Genomic DNA, 13267 nt, shown 5'->3' with positions numbered 1-13267 from the left:
GTTAGTACCAGTTTCTGTAGAAGGGAGAGTTGGCAATGCCGAGCAGGGCATCGTCACCGGATGAATCCCCGTAGGCATAAATGTAAAAGTCATCAAGGTTGCTCAGGCAGCCCTTGAGCCGTGTGACTTTCTCTCTCTCAACACAGTTGGTACCTGATATTCCTCCGGTCAGTTTGTTCTTCGCCGTCGCCAGGCGAGTGCCGCAGACATAGTCAAAACCCGCTGCCTGACCCCAGGGAATCAGGTAGTTTTCCGGCGAGTTGCTGACCAGCGCAGTGACATGCCCCATGGACTGATGCCATTGCAGCCGGCGCAGGGCCTCGGGCCTGAGCCAGAGCGGTAGCAGCTCGCTGATGAAATACTTGGCATGCTCGCGCTCTTGCTCAACGGACAGACCGCCCAGATAACAGGCAATGAATGCCAGTCGGGCTTGCATCAATGGCGTGATGCCAACGATTACACTGAGCATTTTGGGCAGCAGGGGAATGATCCTGAGCCAGAACGATCGGGTTCCCACGATATAACGCATGTAGCGCCAGAACGTATGTCTGTCGGTCAATGTGCCGTCAAAGTCAAACACGGCCAGTACCGGTTGTGTGCCATTAGCTTGCATGAATCTCTTCCTTGAGAGAGATGATCTCGATGGTTTTGGGCAACTTGAAGCCCGAGAGGTAGCGCGAGAGCAGGGTAGAGACAGCGCTCTGGGTCAGGTCGCCGCTCCCTTCAACGCACAGGTGCAGTACGTTGACCTCCTTGTTGTCCGGGACGATGTAAGCTTTCGCGCGCACTACATCCGGGTGCTTCAGGGCAATGGATTCGATTTCAGTCAGGTCGACCATTTGCGCTTTGATCTTCGAGATTCGCAGGCGTTGGCAATAGAAGAACACATGCCCGTCGTCGTCCCGCCAGACCAGATCACCCGTGTGTAGCCAACCATCACGGAAGAACCGGGCATTGGCGTCCTCTGCATCGTTATAGCCGTCAATCACCATCGAACCGCGAATCAGCAGTTCGCCAATGCGTCCAGGTGCGACATCCCGCCCTTCGGCATCGACGACCCGTAGTTCTACGCCTCTGATCGGTTGTCCCATGGCGCCGCGATGGACCTTGCCAATCGAGCTCTGGACAATCACCGGCATGCTCTCGGTCAATCCATAGCCTTGCAGCACCGGATTGCACCCCAGCAGTCTTCCCAGTTTCTCGGCTTCGTCTGCGGGTAAATGGCTGCCACCCGAATAAATCATCAGGTGAGGGTGCAACGGCAACAGCGCGCCCTTGCGTTTGGCCAGTCGTGTATTGAAGTAGCGAATGACGTCGGGCACCAGGCAGGCAAAGGTGACCTTATGCTGGGACAAGACTTCTGCCAGATCCCTGTTGAGCAGGGTGTTAGTCATTAACAGTGTGGCGCCCACGCTCAAGGGGAAAACCATCATCACCGACAGGCCGAAGATGGCATACAGCGGCAGCGTCACCAGATGAACGGAACCGACACCTTGAAGATGAAACTGCTCATGCAGGCCATCACTCGATTGCGTCAAATCAAGGTAGCGGTGAGAAACGGCCAGCGGTTTACCGATGCCCCGGTAGGTGAACTGTACCGAGACAATCGGATTGCCTTCGGGCAGTAACAAGGGCTCGGTCTGTCGGGGAAGCCGAGAGTCCGCCGTTGCGTTGTCGGGCAGGGGCGATGACGGCTCGCTTGCGGCGTTCAACACCAAGGAGTGCTTAACGCCGTAGTCAGGCTGAAATGTCTCGCTATGCTGCTCGAACAGCGTTTCGGTGGTCACTACCAGCGTCGGTCTGGCGATGCTGATGACGCTGTTCATTTCGAATGGCGTCAGTTTGTAGTTGAGAATGACCGGAACCGCACCGCGACCGATGATCGCCAAATAGTAAGCGATGAACTCCACCCCATTGGGTAGAACGAGCGCTACTTTGTCGCCAGGCAATACATTTAATGCTGAGAGTGCGCCATTGCACTCTTCAGCCTTTATACGCAACTCACGGTAAGTGACGGTATCTTCTTCCGCGTCCAGGTTCCTGATGGCAATGTGCTCAGGGAACGACTCTGAAAAACCGACGAACCGATGCAGAAAACCTTCTTTAGATGAAAGGCTTTTCATTTACCAACCTCTCTCAATCCTTGAATTTATGGTCAGACAAAAAAGTACTACAGAGGCAGGCTATATATAAATTGTTTCAATTAAGCATCGATGTAGTTATTTTTCCGATACCAATCCAGGGTATCGGTCAATGTTTCCGTCACGGGGCGGAACTTGCACTGCAATTCTTTCAGGCTTTTGTTGTGGCTGAAATGGGTGCGCCCTTGCTCTTGTTTCATGAGTTTGACAGTGGAAGTGCTGATGAGCACCGGCTTTTTCGTGATTCGGTAATAACCTTCATAGATCAAGGCAATTATACGCAGCATGAACAGTGGCACTTTGCGCTCCGGCGCTTTTACGCCGCTGACACTGGAGAGCGCCTGGAAAATGCTTTTCATGTCCATGTGATTGCCGGCTGCCAGGTAGCGTTCTCCGGATCGGCCGCGTGTGATCGCCGCGAGTTGATGCTCTGCTACATCCCTGGCATCGACAACGGAAAAACTTCCAGGCAGTACGCCGGGCAATTTCTGTCCGACAAAGTCGAGCAGGAACTGTCCTGATGAGGTCGGGCCGATGTCCCCAGGGCCAAACATCCAGCCAGGCAATACCATGGCGACGAACATGTCCGGATGCCGCGCCAGGAATTCCTGAACTTTCTGTTCAGACAATATTTTACTCAGGTAGTAATCGTCAGCCTCCGATTCACTGCGAGACATTGTTTCATCGATCACCTGATCTTTATCGCCCTTCAAGACGGCAATGGAGGAGGTATGGACTGCACGACGAATGCCTGCGGCATAAGCGGCCTGCAACAGGCGCTCGGTACCGGTCACGTTAGTGTCATACAGTTTCTGCCAGTGCTTTCCACCTTTGTAACTATCGCGGAAATAGGCGGCCGTATGAAACAAGGCATCACAGCCTTGCAAGGCATGGCTGAAGGCGTCGACATTGAGCATGTCGCCTTCGACAAATTCGACAGGCAGATTGCCGAACTGCTTCTTGGCTTTTTCGACGGAGCGGACCAGTGCTTTTACTTTGATGTTTCGCTTTAAAAGCGCATGAACCACATTATTGCCGAGCAGGCCTGTAGCGCCTGTAACAAAGGCATATTCCATTAAAATCCAGCTCCTGTGGGGTGGTAACCTGCTACTGCATTGAGATTGATGTCACCGCGCTCGATGCTTTGACCAGGCAGGGGGCGTCAACGGCGGCAAGTAAAAACCATTCGGTATCTGGAAATCAAGCGGTATTTAACAGTCGCCACAAGGTCGACGTCCTTGAACCCGACCTGAAACACGAAAATCCTGTGGTTTAGAGCGTTGTCGACAGCAGGCATTCACCGGGATCGGGCGGATTGAGGTCATCGCTAGACATTTTTGCCGTCCGTCGCCTGCCTTCTGGGGGGAGTCAAAAGACACCCTTGCTGACTCGATTCATCAGGGCGCGCGCGTCAGGCTGGATACCAAGGCGCCTGAACGTGCGGGGCCCAATACATGGCATTTACATGGCACTCCTTAAAAGTTTAAATGCAAAGTGATTAAGAGGGCTTAGTATAAGATATGATAGTTAAAACAGGTTTGCGCAGTGAGTGGCAGGTCCGTTGCATCCAGTTACAAATAGATTTGTTTGGCCAAAGGAGCCGAAGGCGTGATTAAAAAGAGATTAGGTCGAGAAGAAAGTCAGCAAATAACAAGGGATAAGTTATTCGATACCGCCACTGACCTTATGGTGAGAAAAGGTTTTCACGCCACCAGTGTCAACGCTATTTCCGAGGAGGCCGGTTTTTCGAAGGGGGCCTTCTTTTCAAACTTTACAAGTAAGTCGGACTTGCTTCTGCAGTTAACTCAGAGATTCAAGGGAGTTGAGATTGATCGATTGAGTGTCACCCTGACTTCAGGGTATTCATCGGAAGAGCTGACCCATGGATTGAATGCCTATATTGACACGCTTAAAAATAATACCAGTTGCGCGATTCTTGATGCTGAGTTGCAACTGATCGCCTTGCGTGATGAAGAGTTCTCAACGCATTACTACGATCTGCATCAGGAAAATAGTGAAGCCTTGGGTAAGTTGATTACCATCATATTTAATCATGCAGGCAAGAAGCCTCCTTTGGCGAATGCCGCTCTTGCAAGGACCTTCACCGCTTTGTCGGAAGGTTTGATACTGCAAGGGCATAAAGATCCAGCCTCTGAAATAAAACTGGTGTTGAACTCGCTTATCCAGACAGCAGAGCCCTTATAGAACGCTGCCATTCTTGTGATACATACGATATTCGCATGTCCGGGGCTCAGACCTCGGGCAGGATGCGAGCAGCCATGCCCATCTTTAGCGCACACAATAAGGTCTGCGCAGTAGCGCTCAGTGATTCTGGAACGTTTTCAATCCTCGTTGTACGGCGGGCCTGGCTTCGATCGCGTCGAACCAGCGTGATAAGCGTGAAAGCACTGCCCAATCCAGCCGATCACGAAATGATGCCGCAATGGTGAAAGCGGAGATGTCCGCCATGGAGAACTGATCTCCGGCCATAAAGTCGTCGGTAAGAAACCGTTCTGCGTAGACGAGTTGTTCAATGACGCGTTGATCGATAACTGTGGCCGCATCATTAAATCCTGCCTGGCGCAGGGAAAATGCAGCATGACTGGGCCCGATGACGTCCGTTACGAAAAAGAAATAACGATCAAACACCCGGTCGCGTTTTGGTCCACGATGCGCAGGTGCAAGCCGACCCGGAGCTTTTGCATCAGCGAACTGAATGATTGCGTTCGATTGGTTAATGACCAGCGGGGGTGTCGATGAATGGTCGACCAGGGTTGGGACTTTTCCTGCCGGATTAAGCGCCAGGTACGACAAGTCGCGTTGCTCATTCGCCTGCAAATTCAGTCTTCGTGCGGAGTAGGGAATACCTGCTTCCTCCAAGGCTATTGCAGCCCTCAGGCTGTTGCCGGTAGGAGCGCCATACAGCTCTATTTTCGGGCTCATCAGACACTCCCTGAAAATGAATGGATGATTATTGGATGCTAAGTGAAAAGCGGCATACGCGCCTGTCTACAAGGAGTACGCACAACGTTTCGCGTCAGTTAACCAGTCCGCTTAGGTATGCCCATTCGACGAGCATGGCCAAGTAGAATGTGTACGCCGCTCAGCACTAATGTGACTTGTGATGGTCAATACACCCCGCGCGACCGTCAGCGGTCGTACTGCCTGGCGCCGACCGGATCCGCATCGGCAATTTGATCAAGGACAGTGAAAGCATGCTCACCGCAATATAATCCGCAACCGCTTCTACCTGGTTTCGTAAATCGGGACTCGTCGTACGTTTACCCCTCAATCCAATTCGAAGATTTAAAGCATGCACCTACGCAAAATTGCAGTTGGGCTGTCGGCCCTTGTTTTGCTCTCGACCGGGGCACAAGCCCGCAGTCTGCTGGATTTCATCAAGCCGCCCACCCAGCATCAGCAACAAACCTCCCACTCGGGCTCGATCAGCCAGAGCGCGGCGCTGGAACTCTATTCAAACAAACAGAAACAGGCATCGTTTGACGGCTGCGCGGATCTGTTCCCGGCCGCGAAACCGATCAACATGGCCACTGTGCCTGCCACAATGAAACCCTTGGCCCTGTGTTCCGATAACTTCGCGGTGCTGTACTCGCAAACCAGCAAGACACCGCTGGTAGTGGTCGAACGCCTTAATGCCGCCCAGCTGCAGGATGCCAAAGGGGAGGAGCGCACCAACCAGTTCTATCCGGACCCACGCATTCCCAAGAGTGGGCGGGCAGAGTTGAGCGACTACCGTAGCCAACATCCGGCCGTGGACCGTGGCCATCAATCCCCGGCAGCCGATGCACCGAACCCCAATGCAATGGCCCAATCCTTTGCGCTGTCGAACATGGTGCCGCAAGACCCAACCAACAACCGGAAGATCTGGAGTAAGGTCGAGTCCGATGTCAGAAAGTTTGCCAAACGAGCCGATGGCAATGTCTTTGTCTTTACCGGCCCGCTCTTTGATTCAGGCCACGGCACCGTCGGCGACAACAAGGTCTGGGTGCCGACCCGCCTGTTCAAACTGGTTTACGACGCATCGTCCAAGCGTGCCTGGGCTTACGTACTGCCCAACGCTGAAACCCGCATCGAGAAACCGATGGACTATGACGCTTTCGTGAAGAGTACCGGGCTCAACTTGCTGGGGAATCTACCGGTCACAGGTTCCGTGGGGCGTTCTTGATGGCTTGATTGATTAATCCGTAGCAGCTGTCGAGCCGGGGCGAGGCTGCGTTCGGCTGCGCAGCAGTCGTAAAACCAGAACTTACGGTGCATCAGGCAGACCGCGTCAGCCGGATTCACGACTGCTTCGCAGCCGAACGCAGCCTCGCAGGCTCGGCAGCTGCTACAGAGAGTGTGTCGCGGCTAACGCGCCGCCCAGGCATTGAAGTGTTCTTCCAACTCCTCGCCGTGGTCCACCCAGAACTCCGCATCTACCGACTGAGCCTTGGCCAAGTTGGCTTCGGCCGTCGGCAATTGCTGGCGTACTGGCTCCGGCAGCAGTGCCAGGGCCTGGCGGTGGACGGGGCCGTAAGGGATGTTTTCCGAGAAAACCTTTTGGGCCTGCGGCTGGCTGGCAAACGCGATGAAACGCTCGGCCAGCGCCTTGTTCGGCGACCCTTTGACCACGGCCCAGTATTCCGGGTCGTACAGGCTCTGGGGCCAGACGATGCTCAGGTTCATACCTTCTTTTTGCGCCGAGGCGATACGACCGTTGTAGGCGGCACTCATCACCACGTCACCGGCGATCAACCACTGCGCCGGTTGGGCTCCAGCCTCCCACCACTGGATGCTCGACTTGATCTTGTCGAGCTTGGCAAAGGCACGGTTCACGCCCTCGGGGGTGCCCAGCACTTTGTAGAGCTGGTCAGGCTTGACGCCATCGGCCAGCAGAGCGATTTCCAGGGTGTACTTGGCGCCTTTGCGCAGGCCGCGCTTGCCCGGAAAGTCGGTTACGTTCCAGAAATCCGCCCAGGAAGTCGGGGTCTTGGCCAGCTTGTCCTTGTTGAAGGCCATGACCATCGACCAGACGTAGGTGGCCACACCACACTCGGTCAAGGTCCCCGGTACGAACTGGGCCTGGTCGCCAAAACTGGCCTTGTCCAGTCGCTCGAACAAGCCGGCATCACAGCCACGCAACAGTTCCGGACTCTCCACCTCGACCACATCCCAGGTGGCATGGCCCACATCGACCATGGCCTTGATCTTCGACAGTTCGCCATTGTATTCGCCGGCGACGATGCGTCCTGCACCGCTTGCATTGAAGGGTTGGAAATAGGCCTTGTCCTGGGCCTGCTTGGTGGCGCCGCCGAACGAAATGACGGTCAGGGCCTGAGGCTCGGCGAACACGCCGGTGCACAACAGGGCCAGGGAAAAAGGAACACAGGTACGTAAGGATAAAGACATGGAACGCTCCCACAGCTGGTTTTTAGAATGGTGTAAAGCCGGGCAGTGCTGGCCAGAGGCCGATAAGGTTCCACCGTGCCGGGCTCTTGGGGCCGGCATCGTTATGAAAAAAGCTTTCATCCGGGAAAGCCGGACCAGAGGTGCTCAGTGCGGTTTGATAGTGCGGCATCAATCGGAAGAGGAAAATTATTAAAAATATGCTTGGGAGCTATAAAAAAGCTCTTCAGCAGTGGGCACTGCTGATTCGTACAGCGGAGCGTCGGCCTGGCCCGAACACTGGCATGTGGACGTACTAGCAAGCCTCGGGCCTCGCGCTACCCCATGTAGTACTTGTCCCAGAGCTTGTTGCGGAATCGCTTGCCCGGATCGTATTGCGCCTTGAGTGCGAACAGGCGTCGCGCGTTGGGGTAGGCGCGTGTGAACTGTTCTCGAGTTGCATGCAGCTGGTAGGGCAGATAATAAGTCCCCCAAGCGACAACGCGGCGTCGATAAGTTCGCGTGTCCACGCGCCGACTTCCTCACGGTCAGCCACGCTGACGTGCTGCCAGTAATAGAGTACGAATGAAAACACTTCTTCGCGTGCCCAAGACAGACACGAGTCGGGGGCGCCCGGCGAGTGCCGGATAGAGACGTTGACCGCTTCAACCTGGTGCGCCTGCAGGATGGTGGTCAATTGCTGTACGAACGCGTAGAACCGGGCGACCGGTACAAAATACTCCTGCAACGCGTAGGTGCTGTTTCGGGTTGCGATAGGCCCGAGCGAGGCGACGTCCGCACTGGCCTCATAGTTGCGCCGTACAACCGGGTGGCTGAGATAGCGCAGTGGATCGATCACATCCTTGCGAATCAACGGGCCGCCGGGAAGTTTGGCCACACTCCACATGGCGATCTGGTCGAATTTGTACGATTGCCCCGGTGCGATCAGCCTGTCTGCGACTGTCAGCTCTTTGTCCGTGGTGCGCCAGGTGACGCAAGTAGCCTGGTCAAAGTAGGGGGGAGCCAAATCGGCGTTGTGCAGGATTGCCTGTTCGTTCCCGCGGATCTGTTCGTTGAAAAATGTCGGGTAATCGGCAACTGACAGTCGGTGTACCTGACGTTCCATCGTGACATTGGACGCAAGGTCCAATTCGACCTCAGTGATGACCCCCAGCGCGCCATAGCCACCGATGGCTGCGTGGAACAAGTCGGCATTTGCGCTGCGGGATGCTTCTACTACCGAACCGTCGGCGAGCACCAACTGGAGGGCACGCACCGAGTTGATCACCGGGCCGGCGCCGACATAACGCCCATGCGCATTGACCGACAGCGCCCCGCCGACGGTAAAGTTGGCATAACTCTGCATGATTTTTACCGATAGATCGTGTGGGTCGATAACCGACTGCAGGTCACGCCACCGCAATCCCGCTTGCACGCGTATGACCCTGCTCTCGGGCGAGTAATGGATCACCTGATTGAACTGACGCATGTCGATGTGCAGGCTGTCCTCGGTGGCAATCTGTCCGCCCATGCTATAGCGGCCACCACCAATGCAGACCGGGCCAGACCCTGCGGCGAGCGCCTGCCGAATATCATCTGTCGTATGCGGGGTGAGGAGACGGTTAACCCAAATCGGGTTGAGAAGCGTGACGTCGTTAACCAGGACGCCTGAAGACGCAGCCCATAACCGCCAAGGCGACAGTGCATTGACTGCTATGCAGGTCATGCCAGCCTCGAGTAGTTTGCGCCGTGTGAACTTCACTGTGCCCCACGCCTCGCCTGAGGCTGCTCTATTCCCGAGACATCCCATCGCTCAGCCACCAACAACAACGATTGCGGCACCGGGCTTTGCGGGTGCTGCGGCTCCTGCAGGGCGGCCAGCCGAAAACCGGCCATGTCCAGGGCGTTGAGCCAACTGGACAAGGTGCGCGAGTACCACGGCATGGGTTGCCACTGCCCCTTGAACCCGGCGAAGGTTTCTTCCCGCCGACCGTCCTGATAGTCGCCCGCCGCCGCGGTCCACGGATGCAGCGTCTGGATCACCAGCGCGCCACCGGGGGCGAGCAGGGCGTTCATGGCGGCGAGCAGGGGGATGATGTCCTGGTGCAACAGGGCGAAGTTGGCGCAGATCAGGTCGTAGTCGCTGCCGATGTCCACCTTCGCCTCTACCAACTCCTCATAGCTCGCCAAATGCACCCGCGAAGAGCCCGCCGCCCGAGCTGCCTCGACCAGTGTCGCATCGCCATCCACACCGACCGCCTCGATGGCCCGTTCAGCCAGCGCACGCAACAGCCAGCCCTCGCCGCAGCCCAGGTCGAGCACGCGCTCGGGTTGGCGGCCCAGTATCGCCAGCAGGATTGCCTGGTCGGTGACTTTGAGTCGGCTTTCGATGGTGCCGGTGCGGATAGCCTCGATCCAGGGCTTGGCGTTGTGGTGCCAGCTCTGGAGGAGGGTGGATTCGGGGCTGGGCATTTCGATGTCCGCAGTGATGGGTTGGAGGGAAGGATAGGACAAGTACTGGCGGAACGGATCTTGTCGGTGACGCTTTACTTGCATCCAGTCGAAAACGGGGGTGAAACCCGTTGTCCGGGGCGATCTGGCCAACGGCTGCGCACAGTCGTTCGGCATGATCTAAGCTCCTCAAGGTATGACTTTCCGAGCAGGGGTTTCCATGCGAAACACACCTGAAAACAGTCTGAAAATAGCGTTGAAAGCCTGTAGAGACAGCTTTGTTTCTGTTGGCTTTTTCAGCTTTTTCATCAACGCGCTGATGCTCGTTCCTACCTTCTATATGCTTCAGGTGTATGGACGAGTGGTCACCAGCGGAAGTCTGACGACCCTGGCGATGCTGACGCTGATCATGACCGGGTTGGTGGTCACACTCGGTTCTCTGGAATGGGTGCGTTCACGCATCATGGTTCGGGTCAGTACCCGGCTGGATGTGTTGCTGAGTCGCCAGGTCTATAAGGCCAGTTTCAAACGGGCGCTGGAAAGTGGCGGCATGGATGCCTCGGCCCAGTCGCTCAACGACTTGACGGGCTTGAGACAGTTTCTCTCCGGTAATGGATTGTTCGCCTTTTTCGATGCGCCCTGGTTACCTATCTATGTCGCTGTGATGTTCATGTTCCATCCTTGGTATGGCTGGGTAGCGGTGGGCAGTGCGTTGTTGTTGTTATTTCTCGCGTTTCTCAATGAGAGGTTGACGGGGCCGGCACTTGCCCAGGCTAACAAGGAACATATCAGCGCGACGCTCCATACCACGAAAAATCTGCGCAACGCTGAAGTCATCGAGTCCATGGGCATGCTTGAAACCCTGATGGACCGTTGGGGGCGTCGCCAAAGGCATGTCCTGATGCTGCAGTCCGGGGCGAGCGATAGAGGTGGCATCATCAGCACGCTTTCCAGGTCCTTCCGGATCCTGGTGCAATCGCTGATCCTGGGGCTGGGGGCGTACCTGACCGTGGATCACCAGGTGGGGCCAGGCATGGTGTTTGCCGGGTCCGTGCTGCTAGGGCGCGCATTGGCTCCCATCGATCTGATCATTGGCAGCTGGAAGGGCTTTATTGCGGCCCGCTCGCAGTACCGCCGTCTCAACGACATCCTCGATAAACAGCTGGCTCAGCCCGAGCGTATGACACTGCCTGCGCCTCAGGGGCATGTGCAGGTGGAGAATCTGATCGTCGCGGCACCTGGCTCGAAAACCCCGATCATCAAAAACATAAGTTTCAGCGTACCTGCCGGCTGCATTGTCGGAATCATCGGTCCAAGTGCCGCGGGCAAGTCCACCCTGGCCAGGGCACTGATGGGGGTATGGGCGCCGCAGCATGGGGTGGTCCGGCTCGATGGCGCGGACATCAGCGCGTGGGACAAACATGAACTCGGGCCGTACATAGGTTACTTGCCCCAGGACATTGAATTATTCGAAGGCAGCGTCAGCGAGAACATTGCCCGCTTCGCCGAGGTCGACTCCGAGAAAGTCGTTCTGGCGGCCAAGTCTGCCGGCGTTCACGAAATGATTCTGCTGTTGCCCGATGGCTATGACACCGTCATTGGCAGCGATGGCGTCATGCTGTCGGGAGGGCAGCGCCAACGCATCGGCCTGGCCCGTGCCCTGTATGGCAACCCGCGGCTGATTATCCTCGACGAGCCCAATTCCAATCTCGACGAAGTCGGTGATCGTGCCCTGGCGGTGGCCATCCAGCAGCTCAAGCTGACAGGTGCAACCGTTTTTGTGATTACCCACCGAACCAACATTGTGTCCCAACTTGACCGGCTGATGGTGATGAGTGATGGCGCCATCAGTCTCTATGGACCACGCGAACAAGTGCTGGCCGAACTCGCGCAGCGGGCACAAAAGCACGCCACGCAAGCAGGCGCAAGCGTGGCTTCGGTGGCTACTCGCAAGGGTGATGCCGATGAACAGTACGATGCTCAGTCGTCAAACAGATAACTTCGCCGACCTGGCGGTATCTGATCGAAAGATCCGTCGCCTGGGTTTTGGCATTTTATTGATGACCTTCGGGGTGTTCGGCACCTGGGCGGCGGTCGCACCGATCGATGGCGCGGCTTACGCGCCTGGTGTGGTCACCGTGCAGGCTTATCGGAAAACGGTACAACACCTCGAAGGTGGCATCGTCAAAGAGGTGTTGGCCCATGACGGTGACATCGTCAAGCAGGATGACCCGCTGATTATTCTCGATGATGCCCAGCTGCGATCCGAATACGAGATGACCCGAAGCCAGCTCATTGCCGCCAGAGCCATGGAGGCAAGACTCAAGGCTGAGCGGGACAATCTGCCAGTCATTGGCTTTGACGTCATGACCGATGCCGACAGTCTGCGAGGTGCCGAGGCGCGCCAGGGCGAGACCCAGGTATTCAACGCACGACGGGGCTCACGGTTGGGCCAGATATCGGTGCTGCAAGAGCGCATTGGTCAGTTGAATCAACAGATCAAGGGGCTGGAGGCGATGATTGGTGTCAAGAGCCAACTGAATAAATCCTACAGCGGTGAAATCGTTGAATTGACAGACATGTTGTCACAAGGGTTCGTCGACAAACAACGTCTGCTTGAGCAGCAGCGCAAGCTTGAAATGGTCAAATCCGAATTGGCCGACCATCGTTCGACCATCACCAGGACGCGCCTGCAGATCAACGAAACACAGCTGCAGATTCTACAAGTCGATAAAGACTTCAATGCCGATGTCGCCAAACAATTGGCCGATGTCCAGACCAAAATCTACGACCTGCAAGAGAAGGCTTCCGCCCTGGAAGACCGGCTCAGCCATATCATCATCCGCGCACCCGAATCGGGCATGGTGATTGGCATGACGGTGCACACGATTGGCGGCGTCGTGCGCTCGGCGACGCCTTTGCTGGACATCGTTCCCTCGGTTTCTGAACTGGTCATAGAGGCCCAGGTGGCGCCGGTCGATATCGATCGCATCGCCATCGGCAAGCGTGCCGATATCCGTTTCGGCGCGTTCAACAGTGCGACCACGCCGGTGATCCAGGGCGAGGTCATCAGTGTCTCGGCGGACCGGCTGGTCAACGAAAAGACCGGGACTCCCTATTATCTGGCGCGGGTCCGGGTCACCGAAGCCGGTGTGCGCGCCTTGGGTGATCGCAAATTACTGCCAGGGATGCCTGCGGACGTGTTGATCATCACGGGGCAACGCACGCTGTTGCAATACCTTCTGCAGCCGGCCCGCAATGTCATCTCTCAAGCGTTGATCGAGGAGTGA

At 56.2% G+C, this 13267-nt stretch carries 11 protein-coding genes; 4 read left to right on the top strand and 7 right to left on the bottom strand.

Translation table 11 applies throughout. The features are described 5' to 3' along the window. Position 1 precedes the first annotated feature (1 nt). The 3 genes from AC07V0_RS02225 to AC07V0_RS02215 form a co-directional block, all read right to left on the bottom strand. The gene (locus AC07V0_RS02225; protein WP_018927948.1) at positions 2 to 613 is read right to left on the bottom strand and encodes an HAD-IB family hydrolase; all 612 of its coding nucleotides are present in this window, start codon (positions 611 to 613) and stop codon (positions 2 to 4) included. Next, the gene (locus AC07V0_RS02220; RefSeq protein WP_064617441.1) at positions 603 to 2123 is read right to left on the bottom strand and encodes a class I adenylate-forming enzyme family protein; all 1521 of its coding nucleotides are present in this window, start codon (positions 2121 to 2123) and stop codon (positions 603 to 605) included. Before AC07V0_RS02220 ends, AC07V0_RS02225 begins: the two co-directional genes overlap by 11 nt. Before the next feature lie 80 nt (positions 2124 to 2203). Next, entirely contained in the window at positions 2204 to 3217 is a 1014-nt protein-coding gene (locus AC07V0_RS02215) for an SDR family oxidoreductase (RefSeq protein WP_086945663.1), read from the bottom strand. A 532-nt stretch (positions 3218 to 3749) separates the two neighbouring features. Between AC07V0_RS02215 and AC07V0_RS02210 the strand changes: the two genes are divergently transcribed. Then, entirely contained in the window at positions 3750 to 4346 is a 597-nt protein-coding gene (locus AC07V0_RS02210) for a TetR/AcrR family transcriptional regulator (protein ID WP_018927951.1), read from the top strand. Between the two features lie 117 nt (positions 4347 to 4463). Here AC07V0_RS02210 and AC07V0_RS02205 read toward each other — a convergent pair whose 3' ends face one another. Continuing rightward, entirely contained in the window at positions 4464 to 5084 is a 621-nt protein-coding gene (locus AC07V0_RS02205; RefSeq protein WP_086945662.1) for a glutathione S-transferase family protein, read from the bottom strand. A 370-nt stretch (positions 5085 to 5454) separates the two neighbouring features. Here AC07V0_RS02205 and AC07V0_RS02200 point away from each other — a divergent pair, with 370 nt between their 5' ends. After that, positions 5455 to 6327: a DNA/RNA non-specific endonuclease gene (locus AC07V0_RS02200; protein ID WP_018927953.1), complete on the top strand. Its 873-nt coding sequence runs from the start codon at positions 5455 to 5457 to the stop codon at positions 6325 to 6327. A 182-nt stretch (positions 6328 to 6509) separates the two neighbouring features. Here the strand turns inward: AC07V0_RS02200 and AC07V0_RS02195 are convergent, their stop codons facing one another. The 3 genes from AC07V0_RS02195 to AC07V0_RS02185 form a co-directional block, all read right to left on the bottom strand. Continuing rightward, entirely contained in the window at positions 6510 to 7550 is a 1041-nt protein-coding gene (locus AC07V0_RS02195; protein WP_102667182.1) for an ABC transporter substrate-binding protein, read from the bottom strand. A gap of 292 nt (positions 7551 to 7842) precedes the next feature. Continuing rightward, complete coding sequence (locus tag AC07V0_RS02190) at positions 7843 to 9252, bottom strand: FAD-binding oxidoreductase (protein WP_495019347.1); 1410 nt, start codon at positions 9250 to 9252, stop codon at positions 7843 to 7845. Between the two features lie 32 nt (positions 9253 to 9284). After that, complete coding sequence (locus AC07V0_RS02185) at positions 9285 to 9998, bottom strand: class I SAM-dependent methyltransferase (protein WP_495019346.1); 714 nt, start codon at positions 9996 to 9998, stop codon at positions 9285 to 9287. Between the two features lie 199 nt (positions 9999 to 10197). Between AC07V0_RS02185 and AC07V0_RS02180 the strand changes: the two genes are divergently transcribed. Both AC07V0_RS02180 and AC07V0_RS02175 read left to right on the top strand, forming a co-directional pair. Then, positions 10198 to 11976 carry a type I secretion system permease/ATPase gene (locus tag AC07V0_RS02180; RefSeq protein WP_086945661.1) on the top strand — a complete coding sequence of 593 codons (1779 nt, stop codon included), beginning with the start codon at positions 10198 to 10200 and terminating at the stop codon, positions 11974 to 11976. After that, entirely contained in the window at positions 11954 to 13267 is a 1314-nt protein-coding gene (locus AC07V0_RS02175; RefSeq protein WP_018927963.1) for an HlyD family type I secretion periplasmic adaptor subunit, read from the top strand. The genes AC07V0_RS02180 and AC07V0_RS02175 overlap by 23 nt, the downstream gene beginning before the upstream one ends.

The sequence above is a fragment of the Pseudomonas sp. GW821-FHT01E10 genome (genome assembly GCF_059422365.1).
Note: the sequence above shows the minus strand (reverse complement) of the source record. Positions and strands in the feature narration are given on the sequence as shown.